Annotated in this window: 22 protein-coding genes and 1 pseudogene; 9 read left to right on the top strand and 14 right to left on the bottom strand. The window is 37.3% G+C overall.

All coding sequences use genetic code 11. The features are described from left to right. The first annotated feature begins 5 nt into the window (after nucleotides 1-5). Nucleotides 6-191: a DUF2892 domain-containing protein gene (locus Q0X77_RS13465; RefSeq protein ID WP_297798217.1), complete on the top strand. Its 186-nt coding sequence runs from the start codon at nucleotides 6-8 to the stop codon at nucleotides 189-191. Between the two features lie 204 nt (nucleotides 192-395). Continuing rightward, complete coding sequence (gene trxB / locus Q0X77_RS13460) at nucleotides 396-1,361, top strand: thioredoxin-disulfide reductase (RefSeq protein WP_297798215.1); 966 nt, start codon at nucleotides 396-398, stop codon at nucleotides 1,359-1,361. Nucleotides 1,362-1,438: 77 nt separating this feature from the next. Here the strand turns inward: trxB and Q0X77_RS13455 are convergent, their stop codons facing one another. The 8 genes from Q0X77_RS13455 to Q0X77_RS13425 all read right to left on the bottom strand — a co-directional run bounded on the left by Q0X77_RS13455 (nucleotide 1,439) and on the right by Q0X77_RS13425 (nucleotide 7,713). Further along, nucleotides 1,439-1,909 carry a hypothetical protein gene (locus Q0X77_RS13455; protein ID WP_297798213.1) on the bottom strand — a complete coding sequence of 157 codons (471 nt, stop codon included), beginning with the start codon at nucleotides 1,907-1,909 and terminating at the stop codon, nucleotides 1,439-1,441. Nucleotides 1,910-2,014: 105 nt separating this feature from the next. Next, nucleotides 2,015-3,079, bottom strand: coding sequence for a pyridoxal phosphate-dependent aminotransferase family protein (locus Q0X77_RS13450; protein ID WP_297798210.1), 1,065 nt, complete (start codon nucleotides 3,077-3,079; stop codon nucleotides 2,015-2,017). Continuing rightward, nucleotides 3,076-4,089 carry a dipeptide epimerase gene (locus Q0X77_RS13445; RefSeq protein WP_297798208.1) on the bottom strand — a complete coding sequence of 338 codons (1,014 nt, stop codon included), beginning with the start codon at nucleotides 4,087-4,089 and terminating at the stop codon, nucleotides 3,076-3,078. Before Q0X77_RS13445 ends, Q0X77_RS13450 begins: the two co-directional genes overlap by 4 nt. Before the next feature lie 118 nt (nucleotides 4,090-4,207). Continuing rightward, complete coding sequence (locus Q0X77_RS13440; RefSeq protein WP_297798206.1) at nucleotides 4,208-4,930, bottom strand: head GIN domain-containing protein; 723 nt, start codon at nucleotides 4,928-4,930, stop codon at nucleotides 4,208-4,210. A 146-nt stretch (nucleotides 4,931-5,076) separates the two neighbouring features. Next, a complete protein-coding gene (locus Q0X77_RS15405) occupies nucleotides 5,077-5,367 on the bottom strand; it encodes a hypothetical protein (protein WP_366939233.1) in 291 nt (96 codons plus the stop codon). Continuing rightward, nucleotides 5,351-6,778 (bottom strand): PspC domain-containing protein, encoded by a 1,428-nt coding sequence (locus Q0X77_RS13435; protein WP_366939232.1) that lies wholly within the window; start codon nucleotides 6,776-6,778, stop codon nucleotides 5,351-5,353. Before Q0X77_RS13435 ends, Q0X77_RS15405 begins: the two co-directional genes overlap by 17 nt. A 2-nt stretch (nucleotides 6,779-6,780) precedes the next feature. Continuing rightward, a complete protein-coding gene (locus Q0X77_RS13430; protein ID WP_297798204.1) occupies nucleotides 6,781-7,116 on the bottom strand; it encodes a PadR family transcriptional regulator in 336 nt (111 codons plus the stop codon). Between the two features lie 114 nt (nucleotides 7,117-7,230). After that, nucleotides 7,231-7,713 (bottom strand): DUF4870 domain-containing protein, encoded by a 483-nt coding sequence (locus Q0X77_RS13425; protein WP_297798202.1) that lies wholly within the window; start codon nucleotides 7,711-7,713, stop codon nucleotides 7,231-7,233. A 132-nt stretch (nucleotides 7,714-7,845) separates the two neighbouring features. Here Q0X77_RS13425 and Q0X77_RS13420 point away from each other — a divergent pair, with 132 nt between their 5' ends. From Q0X77_RS13420 to nudK, 4 genes are all read left to right on the top strand, one after another. Continuing rightward, the gene (locus Q0X77_RS13420; protein WP_297798200.1) at nucleotides 7,846-8,301 is read left to right on the top strand and encodes a DUF4442 domain-containing protein; all 456 of its coding nucleotides are present in this window, start codon (nucleotides 7,846-7,848) and stop codon (nucleotides 8,299-8,301) included. 76 nt (nucleotides 8,302-8,377) lie between these two features. Further along, the gene (locus Q0X77_RS13415) at nucleotides 8,378-9,178 is read left to right on the top strand and encodes a TIGR00266 family protein (RefSeq protein WP_297798198.1); all 801 of its coding nucleotides are present in this window, start codon (nucleotides 8,378-8,380) and stop codon (nucleotides 9,176-9,178) included. 40 nt (nucleotides 9,179-9,218) lie between these two features. Then, the gene (locus Q0X77_RS13410) at nucleotides 9,219-9,872 is read left to right on the top strand and encodes a DUF2461 domain-containing protein (protein ID WP_297798196.1); all 654 of its coding nucleotides are present in this window, start codon (nucleotides 9,219-9,221) and stop codon (nucleotides 9,870-9,872) included. A gap of 37 nt (nucleotides 9,873-9,909) precedes the next feature. Continuing rightward, nucleotides 9,910-10,491, top strand: coding sequence for a GDP-mannose pyrophosphatase NudK (gene nudK, locus Q0X77_RS13405; protein WP_297798194.1), 582 nt, complete (start codon nucleotides 9,910-9,912; stop codon nucleotides 10,489-10,491). Here the strand turns inward: nudK and Q0X77_RS13400 are convergent. Continuing rightward, complete coding sequence (locus Q0X77_RS13400; protein ID WP_297798192.1) at nucleotides 10,488-11,783, bottom strand: D-alanyl-D-alanine carboxypeptidase; 1,296 nt, start codon at nucleotides 11,781-11,783, stop codon at nucleotides 10,488-10,490. The two genes, nudK and Q0X77_RS13400, sit on opposite strands and share 4 nt — an antisense overlap. 139 nt (nucleotides 11,784-11,922) lie before the next feature. Between Q0X77_RS13400 and Q0X77_RS13395 the strand changes: the two genes are divergently transcribed. After that, nucleotides 11,923-12,120 carry a hypothetical protein gene (locus tag Q0X77_RS13395; RefSeq protein ID WP_297798190.1) on the top strand — a complete coding sequence of 66 codons (198 nt, stop codon included), beginning with the start codon at nucleotides 11,923-11,925 and terminating at the stop codon, nucleotides 12,118-12,120. Nucleotides 12,121-12,147: 27 nt separating this feature from the next. Here the strand turns inward: Q0X77_RS13395 and Q0X77_RS13390 are convergent. Next, a pseudogene (locus Q0X77_RS13390) lies at nucleotides 12,148-13,060 on the bottom strand (hydrogen peroxide-inducible genes activator). A 96-nt stretch (nucleotides 13,061-13,156) separates the two neighbouring features. Between Q0X77_RS13390 and Q0X77_RS13385 the strand changes: the two are divergent. Continuing rightward, nucleotides 13,157-13,639, top strand: coding sequence for a Dps family protein (locus Q0X77_RS13385; protein ID WP_297798188.1), 483 nt, complete (start codon nucleotides 13,157-13,159; stop codon nucleotides 13,637-13,639). A gap of 126 nt (nucleotides 13,640-13,765) precedes the next feature. Here Q0X77_RS13385 and Q0X77_RS13380 read toward each other — a convergent pair whose 3' ends face one another. Then, nucleotides 13,766-14,185, bottom strand: a complete 420-nt coding sequence (locus tag Q0X77_RS13380) for a DUF2141 domain-containing protein (protein ID WP_297798186.1) — start codon at nucleotides 14,183-14,185, stop codon at nucleotides 13,766-13,768. A gap of 215 nt (nucleotides 14,186-14,400) precedes the next feature. Between Q0X77_RS13380 and Q0X77_RS13375 the strand changes: the two genes are divergently transcribed. Then, the gene (locus Q0X77_RS13375; protein ID WP_297798184.1) at nucleotides 14,401-16,563 is read left to right on the top strand and encodes a TonB-dependent receptor; all 2,163 of its coding nucleotides are present in this window, start codon (nucleotides 14,401-14,403) and stop codon (nucleotides 16,561-16,563) included. 35 nt (nucleotides 16,564-16,598) lie between these two features. Here the strand turns inward: Q0X77_RS13375 and Q0X77_RS13370 are convergent, their stop codons facing one another. The 3 genes from Q0X77_RS13370 to Q0X77_RS13360 form a co-directional block, all read right to left on the bottom strand. After that, nucleotides 16,599-17,882, bottom strand: a complete 1,284-nt coding sequence (locus tag Q0X77_RS13370) for an MFS transporter (protein ID WP_297798182.1) — start codon at nucleotides 17,880-17,882, stop codon at nucleotides 16,599-16,601. Nucleotides 17,883-18,302: 420 nt separating this feature from the next. Then, complete coding sequence (locus Q0X77_RS13365) at nucleotides 18,303-19,247, bottom strand: TIM barrel protein (RefSeq protein WP_297798180.1); 945 nt, start codon at nucleotides 19,245-19,247, stop codon at nucleotides 18,303-18,305. Continuing rightward, nucleotides 19,247-19,636 (bottom strand): hypothetical protein, encoded by a 390-nt coding sequence (locus tag Q0X77_RS13360; RefSeq protein ID WP_297798178.1) that lies wholly within the window; start codon nucleotides 19,634-19,636, stop codon nucleotides 19,247-19,249. Before Q0X77_RS13360 ends, Q0X77_RS13365 begins: the two co-directional genes overlap by 1 nt. Nucleotides 19,637-19,668 lie beyond the last annotated feature (32 nt).

Raw genomic sequence — 19,668 nt, 5'->3', positions numbered from 1 at the left:
AAATTATGAAAAATAGAATTGTTAGGGCAGTAGCCGGAACATTTATCTTACTTAGCTTATTATTAGCGATTTATGTGAATATCAATTGGTTGTGGTTTACCGCTTTTGTTGGTGCTAACTTGTTGCAGTCTTCTTTTACCAAATGGTGTTTAATGGAAGATATTTTGACTAAATTTGGTATAAAAGATTGACTTAATTTGATTTGCCTAATAAAATCTAGGTCAAACTTTCGGCAAACGCACTTCAATTAGTCTGCACTTATTAAATTAAAGGCCCCGAAGGATTGACTATGATATTTTTATAGAATCATAATAACTTTTTATAACTTTTAAAGTAAGGTTTAGCTCGAAAAACCTACTTTTATGCAGTAATAAGTATAGTTTAATTTGTTGATTATGTCAGAAAAAATAGAACGTGTTAAAACACTAATATTAGGCTCAGGACCAGCTGGTTATACTGCAGCTATATATGCCGCAAGAGCTGATCTAAAGCCTGTTATGTATACAGGAATGGAGCCGGGGGGGCAATTAACTACAACTACAGAAGTTGACAATTTTCCGGGATATCCTGATGGTATTGACGGGCCAACTATGATGGTTCAGCTACAGCAGCAGGCAGAACGTTTTGGAACAGAGGTCCGGATTGGAATGGCTACCTCGGTGGATTTCAGTGAAGAGGTTGGCGGAATTCATAAAGTTACTGTAGATGATTCTAAAGTTATTGAGGCAGAAACGGTTATTATTTCCACAGGTGCAACAGCAAAATACTTAAACATTCCCAGCGAACAAAGATTGCGAGGGGGAGGAGTATCTGCATGTGCTGTTTGTGATGGATTCTTCTACAAAGGTCAGGATGTAGCTATTGTAGGAGGAGGCGATACAGCTGCGGAAGAAGCATCTTATCTGGCCAATATTTGTAACAAGGTTACTATGTTGGTCCGTAAGGATTATATGAGAGCTTCCAAGGCTATGCAGCATAGAGTTAACAGTTTGCCAAATATTGATCTTCGATATAATTCCGAAGTGGACGAGGTCTTAGGGGATCAGGTTGTAGAGGGCTTACGAATTGTGAATAACAAAACAGGAGAAAAGGAAGAAATACCTATTACAGGGTTCTTTGTTGCTATTGGCCATAAACCGAATACGGATATCTTTAAAGGTCAGTTAGAGATGGATGATACCGGTTATTTGATAACACCTGGTAAGTCTACCAAAACTAGTAAGCCCGGAGTTTTTGCCAGTGGAGATGTTCAGGACAAAGAATATAGACAAGCCGTAACGGCAGCAGGAACAGGCTGTATGGCAGCTTTGGATGCAGAACGCTATTTGGCTACTATAGAATCTCCGCAAGCAGTTTCCTGAAAAATAGCTTAAATTTTCACCACACTTAATAAAAAAGACCGCCAGGGATGGCGGTCTTTTTTATGGCTAATTTATTCTTAATCTATTCGTTTGTAGTTTTCTGAAAAAGTTCGTTCACCCTCGGCATCAGTACTTATTTGACTATATGTTTCATTTCCCAGTACCAGCTCAAAAGTAAATTTTCTTAGAGCCTCCAGATCTCTCATCATACCTTTATCGCCGTATTCTATGGTTTCTATTAACTCATTCTCCGTTAATGTATAAGTTCCATAGCCGAACCTTCCAACAACGTCATTCCCATCGGCGTCTTTGGTATCGCTCGAAGTAGTACGAGACCACATTACCTTACCGTTGTAATACATTTTAACTTGTCTGTAACCTTCGGCAAGAGGTACGGTATCAATAACATTTTCGCCATCGTAGTTATAAAAGCTTTGTAACTCCCATGTGCCTTCAATTGAATGCATCGTATCAGGTTTCAAAGATGTTAGCGCAGCAGCACCGATCAGGAGCACCATCAATAAAACCAAGCCCATTAATTTCTTCATGTTAGTGTATTTTAAAATGATTCTTAAATATACGTTAAAAGTTACAATTTTTTTTATAAAAATAACTGTTTCTCAGTGATTAAATTAAGAATTAGTGAGGGCTGATTATTGGTTTAATGGTATATCAAAGAAGGAATTAACCAATGATGCAAGTTTTGTGATGTCCTTCTCAGTATGCAAGGCAGTTAACACGAGCCTGCTTCTTATACTGGTCGCTTCAGAAGGATAATTAAAATCTGTAACTATAATACCATTATTGTAAAGAAATTTAGTTAAGCCGGGCTTAGAATATCCAAATACCGGGAATCCGGGGATAAAGCTGAAATTTCCCAGATCATTTATCTGATCTAAAAATAATATTGTATGTTCATCCAAGATCTTTTTTTTGGTCTTATAAATTGGTTGGGCTTGTATTAATGTAGCCATGCTCGCTGGCGATGCCGGGGAAGCCCCTGCAAAAAAATCCGTTTTCTTAACCTTTTGCAACAAGATCTTAGTTCCAAAAATAGCACCTGCATCAATCCCTAATCCTTTGCTTACGGAACAACATACCAGTAACTCTTTTGGTTCAAATTTGGAAAGGATACTAAAAATCCCACTATTTCCGGGTCCAATTTGACCAATACCGTGGGAGTCATCGGCCACTAGCACACATTTGCTTAAAGGAAGCGATCGCAATCCATCAAACTTCGGATAATTATAACCAGAGAAATCAATGGAATCTAACAGGATTACAGGAGTTATTCCCGAATCAGATGCCAGATGCTCCCTTAGTGCGATATTCAACGCAGAATAGGTAATATAAGGTTTAACATCGGATTGGTATAGGGCAGAATGGCAATTTGGTGTATAAAACAGCCTATATTTATTGTTATTAAATAAGCTACATAGCAATTGGCCTGCCAGATACCCGGAAGATAAGGTCACACAATCTTCGCTACCTACCCAATTCGCAAGATATTTTTCGGCTTTACCGTAAATTGATAACTGGATATTAGAGTTTCTGGATGCGCCATAACTGGTGCCATACTTTTTAATATTTGCAATAAAGGTTTTCCGGAAGTCAATATCCACTTGCACCCCAAAATAGGAGGTTCCACCAAAATAAAGGAATTTCCGCTGATCAATGGTAATCTCACGACCGGGAAAAGAATCGATATCTGCAGTCATCTTATTAGTTCTATTCCGCTGCCATTTATTTTTGGAAATACAACACGGCCGCTATCTTCAATAATAACCCCTTTTGCAATATCGTCAGCCAATAGCATTGCCCCATCCATATCTACATAGTCCAACATGGGTAATAACTGTGCAATTGCAGAAATTCCGACCGTTGATTCGGTCATACAACCTACCATTACTTTTAGTCCTAATTGCTTTGCGTTATCTATCATTCGCAAGGCTGGCGTTAGTCCGCCGCATTTGGTTAATTTTATATTTATCCCATTAAAATGCAGAGCGCATTTGGCTACATCATTTTCATGGATACAACTTTCATCTGCAACTACAGGAAGAACACTATGATGCATTACTTTTTCCATTCCCTCCCAGTCATCAGCTTTTAATGGTTGTTCTAAAAACTCAACGCCTAACTCCTTTAACAAGGGCGCATTGTGGATAGTCTCTGCAGCAGTCCAGGCACAATTAGCATCAATTCTGAAGATTGCGGATGTATGTTTACGCAGCTCTTTTATAATTGTTACATCATTTTCTGTACCTAATTTAATTTTGTAAATGGGCCAGGGTTTTTCCCTCATTTTAGCAACCATTTTATCAACAGTATCCAAGCCAATAGTATAATTCGAAATGGGATAGTTATCAATAGATGTACCCCAGATCTCATATAAGGGCTTGCCCAAAATCTTTCCATAAAGATCATGAGCGGCAAGGTCCAGTGCACAAAGGGCAAAATTACTCAAACCCTCTGCCGCAATAAACGTGTAAAACTCTTTTGCAGTTTTAAAATTATAGGCCTCTATGGTCGGGCGAATTGCTTCAATTTCAGAGATCATGCTTTCACAGCTTATCCCGTAATATGTATTGGAAGTTGCTTCCCCATAACCTGTAAAGCCAGCTGATGAAAGTGAGACTATTAGTGTGGATTGGAAATCATGTGATTCCCTTGAAATAGTAAAAGTATGTTTTAGAGGTAAGAGGTACTCCTTTAGGCTGAGATCCATTAACGGGTTATTTACTACTAATATAAATAAATCCCATATATCATAAAATAAAACCCCGGCATTCTAGCCGGGATCTACCAATTATAATTTGGGATGCTGTATAATTTTAATATTTCTTTTAGTTCTTATGTACACTACCGGAAACAGATTTTTTCTTTTGTACAGTTGCTTCCCCGGTATATGAGATATCAGCACCACTGCTGGCATCTGCGATAAGTGATTCAGAGACATTTACTGAAATATCCGCCCCACTACTTGCATTAGCGCGGCAGGTTTGCACTTTGAAATCCCTGGCTTTAATATCTGATCCACTGCTTGCACTCGCATGCAATACGTTTGCTTCTCCGGATATTTTAATATCTGCCCCACTGCTGGTATCTGCATCTACTTCGTCTGCGTTTAATTCAATTTGTAAATCAGATCCACTACTCGCACGCAATGTTATTTTATCTGATTCAATTACACTTTTTCCTATTAAATCCGCACCACTGGATGATTGAAGTCCGGTAATATCCGGCATGGACACATATACTTTTTTAGTTGCTCTTCCAATATTTTCTATGGCATGGATTTTTAACTTACCATCTCTGATATCTGTTCCGATTAGATCGATAACATTTTCGTCGGCTTCCACCATAATTTCAAAATCTTTGGCTTGTGTGACATAAACATCCAGACCTTCTGAGGCTGATACCACCGTAAATTCATCGGTAATCTCGCGGCGGTCTTCTGCTATAACTCCGTTTCCTTTTTTGCCGTCACCAAAACTAATATCGAAAGCACAAGAGGAAAAAAAGAGTGCCAGGATTAATGCGATTGTAATTCTTGCTAAAGTTGTCATGATAGTTGTTTTTGTATTACCCAAATTTGCACTTGAGATTTGATTAATGATTGTTTTTAATTTATAGGTTAAAATTCTCTGTTTTTATTTGAAATATAGAATTTGAATTACTGAACTGTTGAATTCGAATTACGAATTGTTGAGATTCAGTTGTTATCATCGGTTTTGATTCGTACCCCATCCTCATCAATTTTCATTTTAAAGGAATCCCCGTTGTCTTTGATGTCAATATCTACACCTTCTCCATTTATAATTATTCGACCATCCTCAATTTCATCATCTTCCTGTTCCAGATCCTCCGGACAGTCCAGGCACTGCAGTACACCATTGGCATTCATAAGCCACTGATAATCCACAATTTCGCTTCGATAAATGTCTTGGTCATATCGTGTAAGTCGTCCTATGTGACGTTTTGCAGATTCAAAAAACCGTGACACGCACTTCCTGGTCCCTCACTTTGTTTTTGGCATCTGTAGTATGGAAATTATCTAATAACAGCGTATTGCCGGTTGTCGCATAATTATAATTGATCTCGCTCGCCCGATCCCTTGCTGCACTAAAAGAGCTGCCATCTGCATCCTTTCTGATTCGAATATGAGCTATGGAATCCTCAGATTTCCTGATGTCAAAGCGTACATCGTCGTTAAACAATATTCTATCCCCATTTTCATCATAAGCAATTGTCATCCCGTTTATGCCAACATTTTCCTGATCTTCGTAAAGCTCACTGGATCTTAAGCTAATTCGAAGGCTGTCAGTACCCTGATTAAAATTCAGGTCATCCTTTACCGTAATTGTTCCGTTAAAAGCATGAGCTGAAGCCTGCTGAATACCAAGGACAGTTAATCCGATTATGGATAGTAACCACAAGCCCAGCAAGGAGAATTTAGCTATGTTTCCGATAGACTGTAGATTGGTCACTAGAATTTTCAATCCCAGGTACAACAGGAAGAAGAATGGAATTCCTACTGCAAAAAAGCAAAGCAGGGAAACAAGCCAAACCGGTGCTGACGTGGAATTTACCATATCATAAAAATCGATACCTGGGATATGTACTATATCCAAAATTCCAACTGTGAACAGACCAACAAAGAGAGCAATTAAAGTAGCTGCACCTATAATTATTAACAGGATTCCGATAAATTTTCCAAAAACTTTGAATAAAAACATTATGATATCGCCAAGGGCATCAAAAAATGTCCGTCCACCACTTTTTACTTTATTACCTACTTTTTCATAGTCTACGCTCTTTACTTTATCCGCAACGTCATCAAAACCCTCTTTGACTTTTTTTTCAATGTTACTGATGTTTACCGGCTCGCCACGCATGTCTAATTTCTGAGAAGTTGTTACCGCTTCCGGTACCAAAATCCACAGAAGGATATAGGCAATAAATCCAAACCCACCGGTGAATATGGCCAGTATTATGAAAATAAGGCGTAGCCATATCACATCTAACCCGAGATAATGTTCCAATCCGGCACATACCCCACCAATATATTTGTTGTCGATATCCCTGTATAGTTTTTTAATTCTTTGACGTGGTTCACCAGTTCTTCTGGGTTCATCTTCAAAGATGTCTTCATCGACCATATAATCTTCAGGTTGCCCCATGACATTAATGACCTCATCCACCTCTTTAAGAGTAATAACCTGTCTGTCGTTTTCCACTTTCTCCTGAAAAAGTTCAGCTATCCTGGATTCGATATCAGCAATGATTTCATCGCTACCTGTCGTTCCTGCAAATGAGCGCTTAATGGATTCCAGATATCGCTGTAATTTGTTAAATGCTTTCTCATCAATATGAAAAAGTATATTTGCGAGATTTATATTTACTGTTTTATTCATTGTTAGATATTTTTAGCATTGGTAACCAAATTCACTGCACTTCTCAACTCGTCCCATGTAATATTTAATTCTTTCAGGAAAAGTTTTCCTGTTTCGGTAAGTCCGTAATATTTTCTGGGTGGTCCCGAGGTTGATTCTTCCCACCGGTAATTTAATAACCCGGCGTTTTTTAGCCTTGTTAGCAGGGGATAGATTGTACCCTCAACCACAAGCATTTTAGCGTCTTTCAAGGTTCCGAGTATTTCGGAGGCATACTTGTCTTCCCCTTCCAAAATGGAGAGAATACAATATTCCAGAACCCCTTTGCGCATTTGTGCTTTTGTGTTTTCTACGTTCATAATTTCATAATTCTATTAATTAACTGTTCGTTTTTACTAACTCATTTGATCGATGTTTAAACTCCTTTTTTATGATGAATAATTCCAATAATTCAGCTTGATTAAGACTGATTATTATTTTATAAAATTTATAGTTATCGGGTATTTAAAATACTCACCTTCATTTGTTCTCAATGTTGCTAAAATGGTGTAAACGATATTAATGATAAACAGGCCGACTTGAAGCATACCCGTAATTCCAATGGGCCATAACCACCATCCAAAATGTAAATTTTCACCCAAAAAATGTAAGTTGATATTGTTGAACTCATTATAATGGCGAAGGTTGAAAAAACCCCCATCAAAAATGTTCGGCAAAAATCCAAGAATAAATGGAACTGCGATGATTCCCAAGATAATGGAGTACAATAAGAGGCTAATTTGAAAATTTAGCGCTTGCTTACCATTATAATCCACAAAGCTTTTTTCGTTCTTATTTGCAATCCACAGTACCAGTGGCAAAAGGAAGTTTCCAAATGGAATAAAGTACTTGCTCAGGGTAGATGCATGAATAACTGCAGATAAATTTCTTTCGTGTTTGGTCAATGTCTCTGTCATGGCATATTAGTTTCTTATGCAAATATATATACAAAAGAAGGTATTGTGCAAAACATAGTACTATAATTTAACACTAATTTAACATTTATTGGTTGAACAATAATCTCTACATTTACAAATATTTTAGTTTCAATGAGCATGAACGCCGGGAAATTCAATGTCTATATATTTTTTAAGTTACCATCGGCCTGGTGGAGTGGTGTACGTCTTCGATATATAGATCATGAAAAAGCCATAGTTACGGTAAAACACAGGTGGTTTAATCAGAATCCTTTTAAATCTATGTTCTGGGCTGTACAGGGAATGGCGGCTGAATTTTCAACCGGGGCTATGGTAAGTACACAAATTAGGGAGCGCGGGAAAAATATATCCATGCTTGTAGCCAATAATAAAGCGAATTTTTCTAAAAAGGCAACGGGTAAGATCACCTTCACCTGCCAAGATGGACATAAAATAAAAGAAGCATTGGACCAAACAATAGCCACCGGAGAGGGCCAAACCTTTTGGATGAAATCCGTGGGATTAAACGAACAGGGACTTGTGGTTTCTACTTTTGATTTTGAGTGGACTGTAAAACTAAGAAGCTGATTTTTGTAATGTGATGTGATATTGTAACATTTTGCTATTAAAATCAACTAATTAATGTTAACCTAAAATTTTAATAATGAATGCACACGAAATAGACTATCAGATTTACGGGGAAGAAATGCAATATGTAGAAATAGAACTGGATCCGCAAGAAGCAGTGGTTGCCGAGGCTGGCAGCTTTATGATGATGGACACAGATATACAGATGGATACCATTTTTGGAGATGGATCAAATCAGGATAACAGTGTTCTTGGAAAGATATTTTCCGCTGGTAAGCGCATACTTACAGGTGAGAGCTTATTCATGACTGCTTTTTTAAATGTTAGTCAGTCTAAAAAAGAAGTTAGTTTTGCTTCTCCATATCCGGGGAAGATAGTACCGATTGATTTATCCGAAAAACAGGGAAAGTTTATTTGTCAGAAAGATGCTTTTCTCTGCGCGGCTAAAGGGGTTTCAATTGGAATAGAATTTTCTAAACGCCTTGGCAGGGGTTTGTTTGGTGGGGAAGGTTTTATTATGCAAAAACTGGAAGGAGATGGTATGGCTTTTGTTCATGCCGGTGGTACCCTCGCCAAGAAAGAATTAGGTCCCGGTGAGATTTTAAAAGTGGATACGGGTTGTATTGTTGGATTTACAAAGGATATTGACTATGATATTGAGTTTGTTGGAGGAATCAAAAATACCGTATTTGGTGGTGAAGGCCTTTTCTTCGCCTCTTTGAGAGGTCCCGGAACGGTCTATATTCAATCTCTGCCTTTTAGCAGGCTGGCCGGAAGAGTTTTGGCGGCTGCACCTAAAGGAGGGGGAAAGGACAAAGGCGAAGGTAGTATTTTAGGAGGATTGGGGGATCTTCTGGACGGCGACAACCGTTTCTGAACAAAATTCCAATACAAATAGATACTAGACTGGTTTCCTGATGGATTTTAAAAAACTATTTGATTTCTTAGAGGCTTTAGCAAAGAATAACTCCAAGCTCTGGATGGATAATAACCGAAAGAGGTACAGGGAAATCAGGGAAGAATTCATTCTATGGCTTGATGATGTGGATCAAACCCTGGCTGGTTTAGACCAATATTATTATCCTACTCCCGGCAAAAAAGGAATCAACAGGATTAATAATAACCTCATGTTCCATCCAAATAAACCGGTTTATAAGGATCACTTTGGGGCCGGATTAGATAAAGCACCCGGTACAGGGGATTTCTATATTCAGATTGGGATAAATGAATCTTTGCTTGCAGGGGGTATTTGGCGACCAGAACCAAAGGCGCTCCGAAGTATAAGGGATGCCATAGATTATAATGGGGAAGAATTATTGAAAATCATAAATAAAGAATCATTTAAAACCAGCTTTGGTTCTCTATATGTTGATGAAAAGTTGAAATCTGCCCCTAAGGGGTTTACCAAAGAGCATCCTTACCTTGACTTATTACAGCACAAATCTTTTGGGGTGGTTTACCCCCTTACCAAAGAACAGGTTTTAAGTGATGATTTTAAAGAAAGTATTATTGATGTTTATAAAGAAATGCTTCCTTTTAGAAGGTATTTGAACAATGCACTAACAGTCTAATCAAACTTTATTCACCTTAAAATGGAACTCAGTCAACATGAGTAAAAGCAACATCCAAAAGATCAGAAAAGAGGTTTTATCAGATAATTGGTATACTTTATACAAGTACACCTATGAATATCAAAAGAGCGACGGGCATTGGGAGAATCAGATGCGCGAAGTATATGATCGGGGAAATGGCGCGGCTATTTTATTGATTAATAAGAAAAAAGGCAGCATTATCCTTACTAAACAATTCAGAATGCCCACTTATGTCAATGGAAATACATCCGGAATGATGATAGAAGTATGTGCGGGTCTTTTGGATGGGGCTCATCCGGAGGACTGTATTAAAAAAGAAGTGGAGGAAGAAACCGGTTACAAAATAAACCAGGTGCAGAAAGTATTTGAATCCTATATGTCTCCCGGATCTGTAACCGAAATACTACACTTCTTTATCGGGGAATATGAAGATCAAATGAAAATAGGAGAAGGCGGAGGTGCTGAAGATGAAAGTGAGAATATTGAGGTATTGGAAATCTCATTTGATAAAGCCATGGGGATGCTAGTGAATGGGGAAATCAAAGATGCAAAAACGATTATGTTGTTACAATATGCCAGTTTAAACCACTTACTTTAAAGGTTATCCCTTATCCATTTAAATAGATATTCCATTTGTTCTTTTACCTCACTGGTAGAATTTGTAAAATGATTATTCATAAAACTGAAGATTAGGGTTTTACCTGATTTTGTTATCAGATAGCCACTAATATTATGATTATTACCCAGTGTTCCTGTTTTGGCATAAACATAAGAATCAGGATTACCAGGGTACCAGTCGGTAATTGTGCCCGAAACACCGCCCTCGGCAAATAAACTGAATAATCGATCTTTTGGAAATTCCTTATACATCGCATTTAAAACATATACCATGGATTCGGGAGTAAAAAGGTTGTACCTCGAGAGTCCGGACCCATCCACCCATCTGGGGGGCTGATTTAATTCTTGCAGATGATTTTCTAACATATGCCCAATGGTAATTTCAGTGTTTAATGAGTCTGACAAAGTTGATGAAGCAAGAAGTAATAATTGTTCCGCTAAAAAATTATCACTTTCCTGCATCATCCTTTTATTAATGCTATCCGTGGGTAGACCGGGCAGTACCATTTTGTTTTCACAGGGGATATTGTTCGTTAATCCTATTTTTTTGTCTAAAGCCTCCTCTAAAAGTACCCGGACAATTTCATTATCCAGCTTAAAAGGGATTTCCAGTGTGTCCTTCCTTTGTGGATCAAAATAGAAAATATTAGTGGAAATATCCCTGTTCTTAGGATGCTTCAAGAGTCTAACATTATCCTTAAAAGAATTTGGGTATATATTTAAAGCATCAGTTAATGTATCGGTGTGAGATATGGTCACCACATTGCCAAAAATTGGCAAAGCACTTCGCTCGGGAGAATAATATCCATCGTAATCCTCCCAGGCCCATCCCGGCCCATAACGGCTGTCTGTGAAGTTACTTTGGTTTAATGCTATATTTTTAAAACCTTTTAGAAATTGTATTACCGTACTATCCTTAAAAAATGGATGAAGCATTGATGGATCACCTGTACCTTCTATAAACAAGGAGTCCTTGATAATACAATATTTCAATGCCGGCAGGTTTTTGGGCAGCATGACCAAGGAGGAATAAAGGGTAAAAATTTTTGTATTACTCGCCGGGGTAAAATATTTATCGCTGTTGAAACGGTATAAAGTATCCATGGCAATTGGATCATAGATCATAATCCCCGTAAAGTGATTTTGGAAAGTTTCCAGCTTTAAAGTACCTGTAACAGTTTTGTTTAATTTTCTAACAACTTTAGTCGATGTACAGGCTCCAGTAAAAAGAGTGAAATATGATAAAGAGCAAATAAGTAGTATTTTTTTCAACTTAGTTATCTTCATATGCTTGGTGAGATCACAGACCTTAACATGAATTTATTCAATTTTTAACGAAATGTACGCAATAATATATAGCTTTTTTTGGTTATTTTTGACTTAACAATCACAATTAAAACAGATTTTTAATATGGCTAAATCAATGCTGGAGTATTATAAAACGGTACTTCAAAAAGTTAGTTTTGATGTAAAACTCTTTAGTAAAGAACTGAAAAAAGCAATTTCTAAACTTTTACCTGACGAAATTGAAGAATTGAAAGTCTGGTTGCAAAATTTTATTACAGATAAACCAGAGTTACAACCCACATTAATTTATCTAAACGCATAATCTTAAAGCCACCTAAAAAGGTGGCTTTTAATTTTTTTGAATGGGACTGATAATTTTTACATCCTGAAAAGCTATCGCTCCGCGTACAATTCCCGAAATCACATCTTTTAGTGCATTGGTAATCTGTATTTTAAGTTCGCTCTTGTGATAAATAAGGCTTACTTCCCTGGCCGGTGAGGGCTTGTTGAAATATTTCAAATTTTTCTTTTTCTTTTCATCTAATTCCAGCGTATTGAGGTAAGGTAAAAGGGTCATACCCATATTTTCATCCGCCAGACTTACCAAAGTTTCAAAACTACCGCTTTGCAATTGGAAATGCTCATCCTCATATTTTTTTGGGGTCTTACAAAGGTTAATTATTCCATCACGAAAACAATGCCCGTCTTTTAGCAACAAGATATCGTTGATATCTAAATCGCTCGGATTAAGTTTTGCTGCACCCCTCAGTCTATGATTATCCGGAACGTAACCAACAAAAGGTTCGTAGTATAAAGGGCGTTCTATAATATATTCAATTTCCAGTGGTGTTGCAGCAATGGCCGCGTCCAAATGCCCTTCATGGATATTCCTTATTAGGGTTTCCGTGCTTTGCTCCTTAATGATCAGATTTACTTTGGGGTATTTGTTGATAAAAGTTTTGAGAAACATTGGAAGTAATGTGGGCATTACTGTTGGTATTATACCCAAAGTATATTCGCCTCCTATAAACCCTTTTTCCTGATCTACTATATCTTTTATTCGTTCGGCTTCATTGACAATGTTTTTTGCTTGTGCAACAATTTTTTCACCCGCCTCGGTAATTCGGATAGGTTTTTTGCTTCTGTCAAAAATCAGAACATCTAATTCATCTTCAAGTTTTTGTACCTGCATACTCAGCGGCCAGCGTAAAATTCTGGTATTCTGCAACAGCCAAAACGTATTGCAATTGTGTAATGGTCATCTGTATAATTTTGAGTAATACAAATATAAAAACTATCAATAAAATTTATATTAAGGAAGATAGATATTTGTTAATTTTATAGAAAATAATATTAAAATGGAGAAATTAAATAGTATTGGTCTTAATGCTGCTAAATCCAAGGCACTCAGTAAAGATTTGAACGAATTGTTAGCTAATTTTCAAACTTACTATCAAAACCTAAGGGGAATTCACTGGAATATTAAAGGAAAAAGTTTTTTTGACTTACACGTAAAATTTGAAGAACTGTACAATGATGCAAATCTCAAAGTTGATGAAATTGCTGAACGTATTTTAACGCTTGGTGAAGTCCCACTGCACACTTTTGAAGACTATAGGGCACATTCTATAGTACCCATTGGTAAAAATGTACGAAAGGATGAGGAGGCCATTAAATTAATAGTCAATTCCATCAAGGAACTACTAATAATTGAACGTAAAATCCTGGCTGATTCGGATGAAGCCAATGATGAGGGAACTAATTCGATGATGAGTGATTTTATTACGGAACAGGAAAAAACGGTATGGATGATGAAAGCCTGGTTGGCAGAAGAGATTTAAAATACCATCATTAAAATTTTGGAGTAGGGCTGCTCATGTTTCATTTTTTCAGTGGCCCTCTTTATAGAACACAAAATGCCCGTTCAATTCGGGCATTTTGTGTTTAGACAAACCTCTCCTTACACCTTATAGTCGAATATTTATCTCAAGATTTTCTTCTTTAACTTCAAATTGGGCATTCTGAAATGTTGGAGGTCCCATAGACATTTCACTATTGCTCATCCCATATTTTTCCGTGGGCATGCCCGAATAATCATAATCCATTTGTTTATTTTCATTGGTGTCATGAAGCGTGGAAATAGCATACAATCCGGGTTTTACATTTTCAAAGTTAAAGGTGATACTGCCTTCTTTCGCGTCATTCATATAATTTTGTATACCCGGGCCTTTCATGAATGTTTCCTGAGTATGCAGGGCCGTAAGAATTTGGCCATTGTTGCTTGAAATATTTTCAATAGTTACGCTTATAGACACACCTTCTGTGTCCTGTGCATTTGCAATGATTCCTGAAATAATGAAACTTAAAATAAGTGCTAATGTTTTCATGTCCTTGTTGTTTAGATGTTAATGATAGTTCAAAACTCTAAATACCCGGAATAATTTAAAATTATTAAGTACTGAACTGTAATAAAAAGGGATTGAATTGTATTCCTTTTGGCGGACCTCAATTCATCATGAATAAATTACAGCTGGGTAAACATCTTTATAGCTTACCAAAAAAGTGACCCAATTTTGCCAGGATAACACCAAATAGTTACGTTATGAAGTGGTTTACCTGGCTACTGGTTTTTCTCCCATGTTACTGGTCTGTATTCGGGCAAGTTACTATAACGGGCAATGTGAAGGATATAAAGGATAATTCTATTGCCGGTGCTAATGTGTATCTGGAAGGCACCTACGATGGGGGTTCTACCGATTCATCCGGAAATTTCTCATTCGTTACATCTGAGCTTGGAACTCATGTGCTAATAGTTTCTATGATAGGTTATGAAACTCATATGGAAGCTGCTGATGTAAGTTATTTTTCAGATCAAAAAATAATTTTGAATGAAGCCATAAATAACTTAACCGGAGTTACCCTTACGGCCGGAGCATATGAAGCCGGAGGCGATTCAAAGGCTTCTGTACTTAAACCTTTAGATATTGTTACGACAGCAGGAGCATTAGGGGATGTTTATGCTGCCATCCAGACTTTGCCTGGCACTTCTACCGTAAACGAAGATGGCAGATTGTTTGTAAGAGGAGGGGAAGCGGAAGAGACCCAGGTTTTTATTGATGGCTTACGAGTATTTCAACCTTACAATGCTACTGCAAATAATGTACCTACAAGGGGTCGTTTTTCGCCCTTTCTTTTTAAAGGTATTACCTTTAGTACCGGAGGCTATTCCGCGGAATACGGACAAGCTTTGTCTAGTGTTTTATTGCTAAATACAGAAGATAAACCTGTACAGGAAAAAACGGATATTTCCATAATGAGTGTTGGTTTGGGAGTTGGCCATACTAAAATTTGGGGTGATGAGTCCCTTAGTATAAACACTTCTTATATTAACCTGGCGCCCTATGAAGCATTACTTCCTTCGGATCAGGGCGTTCTATGGAATTCACCTTATGAATCCTTATCCGGTGAGGCAGTTTTCAGGAGTATTAAGGAAAATAGCATCTTCAAGGCTTATGCGGGCTTTACCCATGCCGATTTTGATATTGAACAAGAGAACATAAATTTCGAGGAATTTGTACCCTATCAATTAAAGAATAGTAATTTTTACCTAAACACCAACTACAAAAGATTTCTTGCCAATGAATGGTCTTTTAAAGCCGGAGCCAGTATCTCATACGATGGGAATGACATAGGTATATTCCAGGATAGGATAAAAACCAATCAGCTTGCTGCACATTTAAAATTTAAAATTAGGAAAGGTTTTACAAATCGATTTAATCTCATTTTTGGAGTTGAGCATTTTATAACCGATTATTCAGATAATTTCGAGTCTCTGGATGATTTAAATTTAGAAAGTTATTTCAACGATAACCTCAGTGTTTTTTTTACTGAAGGATCACTTTTTTTAAGTAACCATTTTGCAGTGAAGTTGGGGGCAAGGGCCGAATATTCAAATGCATTAAAGGAGTTTAACTTTTCGCCCAGGGTTTCGTTTGCCTACAAAAGTGGGGATTATGGACAATTTTCACTGGCCTATGGAGATTTTTACCAAAACCCTAAGATTGATTATTTGAAGTATGATACGGACTTAGAGATGTCCAAAACCAAACATTATATTTTAAATTATCAATTTATAAATAGCGGTAGAACTTTTAGGGCAGAGGCTTATTATAAGGACTACAGAAACCTTGTTAAATTTGATACCTCCCTACCTCAATTCGACTCTGGTTTTAACAATAATGGAAGTGGATATGCCGCAGGATTGGATCTCTTTTGGAGAGATGACAAAAGCATTAAAAATTTGGACTACTGGGTTTCTTATTCATATTTGGATACGGAACGGGATTATCTAAATTATCCCCAAAAAGCAACACCAAACTTTGCCCCAAATCATAGCTTTTCAGTGGTTACCAAATATTGGATTGATAAATTCAGATCCCAGGTGGGCTTGTCTTACACTTTTGGTTCCGGAAGACCATATGATAATCCTAATACGTCGGGTTTTCTGGCTGAAAAGACCAGCCCATATAATAACCTGAGTTTTAACTGGGCTTATCTGATTGATCAGCAAAAAATCCTGTACTTCTCTGTGAGCAATGCACTTTCTTTTAATAATGTCAGTAACTATGAATATGCCAATACCCCTAATTCAAATGGTGTTTTTGAAAGATTGGCCATACGGCCACCAGCCGATTCTTTCTTTTTTGTTGGGTTCTTCTGGACAATTAGTACAGATAAAAAAAGTAATCAGTTGAATACCTTATAAAGCTCTTCTATGCCCTAAATAAGAAGATATTAAGGTTAATTTTTTGCATCATCATTCGTAATTTCATTATCGTCGACAAAAATGCACAAAAAACCGGCAATAATCATGGAAAATCCGCCGATAATCAAAGCATAGATCGAGATATTCCCAAAAAAGGTTTTTAGTAAAAATCCTAGAATGCCTGCAGCTACAATTTGGGGAATAACTATAAAGAAGTTAAACACTCCCATATAATAGCCCATTTGGTTTGAGGGCAGAATACTGGACAACATTGCATAAGGCATAGATAATATGCTGGCCCAGGCAATACCCACTCCAATCATTGATACCAGTAATAAATTAGGATCGGATATAAAATACATTGAAAGTAATCCCAAACCTCCCAAAACCAGCGCAATTAAATGTGTCATTTTTCTACTCAGTTTTTTGGCAACTACGGGCAATAGAAAAGCCACCAGAGCAGCAATTCCATTATATATAGCAAAGCAAATTCCAACCCAATCTGCTCCTTCGTTGTATAGTGCCGACGCCGTATCCGAAGTTTCATAGATATGGCTGGTCACGGCTGAGGTCGTGTAGATCCACATAGCAAAAAGCGCAAACCAAGAAAAAAATTGAACAAATGCCAGTTGTACCATGGTTTTGGGCATTTTAAAAATACCCATAAAGGACTCCTTAAGTCCGGTAAATACCCCAATTTCAGCATTTTCACTTCTAAGTTTTTCAATATCATCCGGTGGATATTCCTTGGTGTTAAAAACGGTCCACATTACAGCAGTGAAATAGGCAATACCCCCTATATAGAATGACCATTTTACAGAATCAGGGATACTTCCATCCGAGGTTACATTTTCTACACCAAACCAATTAGTCATTAGGTAGGGTAGGGCCGAGGCAATTACAGCTCCTAAACCAATAAAAAAACTTTGCATTGCAAATCCACTTGTCCGCTGTTCATTGGGCAGCATGTCCCCTACAAATGCTCTGAATGGTTCCATGGAAATGTTAATAGAGGCGTCTAAAAGCCACAACATTATTACAGCCATCCAAAGCGCGGTTGAGTTGGGCATTGCGAAAAGAGCTATTGTGGCCAGGATTGCACCAATGGCAAAAAATGGTCTCCGCCTTCCCCATTTAGGATGCCAGGTTCTGTCACTGTAATACCCAACAATAGGCTGCACAAGAAGACCGGTTACCGGTGCCGCTAACCATAAAATTGGCAATTCGTCTTTGGAGGCTCCCAGGGTCTCAAATATTCTACTCACGTTGGCATTTTGCAAAGCGAATCCGAATTGTATTCCCAGGAAACCGAAGCTCATATTCCAGATTTGCCAAAAGGTTAATCGGGGTTTAACGGAGCTAATCGAAATTTGTGACATATTTTTAGTTTGGATGGTAGGGATGTAGTTAGGTGATAAAAATAGTTTTTTTTTATGAATATACCCGATAACAAACATTGGCAACAAGCAACCGTGAAATAGCTATTAATTTCTCACCTATCAATTTTACTATCTGAATTGAATTGCATTTTTATCATCTTTTATTATGGGCACCCAATAGATGAGTACAGTCCATAAACACTCTTTGTTTAATACTACTAATCCGGTAAATGGTGGATTGCATTAAAGGACTTTTTCGTAAAAATCCAAATTCACACAGGCCATAGAGTTTCTATGGCTCTGGAATACTATAATAGTTGGGGCGCTTATGTTTAAATCCGCTGAGAATTAATAATTGCCTTAATCTAAATTGAGCAAGACTTTTTCAATCAGCGCTTTGGTAGCCCGTATACCTTCGGGTTCACTTAATCTTTCACCTTCATACTCAATTCCGATATATCCATTGAACCCTGAATCTTTTACGATTTCAAGGAACCTTCTATAATCCAGAAAAGTTTCAGTACCATTCCGGTCAAAATTGTAAGCCTTGGCACTTACTCCTTTTGCATACGGTAAAAATTCTGTAACTCCTTGATAAGGATCATACATTTCCGTGCATTTGTCGTTCTGTGTGCTTCCCCATTTGGCATTAAGGCACCAGTTACCAAAGTCCGGTAAGGTCCCTAATTTGGGATGATTAACTTCTTTTATTATTGAGGTTATAAACTTTGCGTCAGACGTATGTAGTCCATGATTTTCAATCAGAACATTTATATTTTCCTTGCCCCCATACTCAGATAAGTTTCCCAAACCATCCACTAAGGAATTCTTTAAAGTATTTCTATCTCCCTTTCCGAAAGCATTTACCCTTATGGAATGACATCCCAGTAATTTAGCGGCATTTATCCATTTATAATGATTTTCTACCGCTTGTTTGCGCTCACTTGTATTCGGATTTCCCAAATCTCCTTCATCATCAACCATAATTAAAAGGTTTTGGACACCGGCTGCATCTGATTTACTTTTGAGTTGATTCCAAAACTTTTGATTGGTACTGTTTTCTTTATAAAATGCATTTACGTATTCAACGGCATTGATACCAAATGAGTTTTTTGCGATGTCCGGAAAATCAATTGCTTTTAATTCTCCTTTGAAAAAAGCCCTGTTTAAGGACCATTGTGCAAGTGATATCTTGGGGCCGGAGGACTTCATAATTGAATATGAAGAAAAAACCTCTGTGAAGGGCATTGAAAGAGCGGTACCTCCAAGGAGCGCCTTTTGAATAAAGGATCTTCTGCTTTCCATTAGTGAGATTGTTCTAATTTTTCATTTTGACCTCTCTTGCCCACTATTTCAACAATCCAATAGATCAATTGACCCAATCCGCTGACAAAAATGAACAATAAGATCCATAGCAGTAGTGTATGGCCTTGCTTGAGATTCGGATTTTGAAGGGCATGGACGATAAAAAATACTAAACTTGCAATTGACAATAGGATTACTAAAAAAATCATAATCATAAATTGACCCACCCATTGAAAAACTAATTCCGGGGGTCCATCATGAGTTTGTTCTAATTCGGGAATATTACTTAATATGGAAAAAATAAAAAGAAAATACCCCAACATGATAATAAAGAAAATTATTATCGGCGACAGGGCAAAGAATGCCTGCCAATATTTATTGTGAATCATACGCCGGTTGTATATCCATAAAGTTAAGAAAT

It is taken from the genome of uncultured Eudoraea sp. (assembly GCF_947258925.1).
Taxonomy (GTDB): domain Bacteria; phylum Bacteroidota; class Bacteroidia; order Flavobacteriales; family Flavobacteriaceae; genus Eudoraea.
This window is presented reverse-complemented; position numbering and strand designations above follow the sequence as displayed.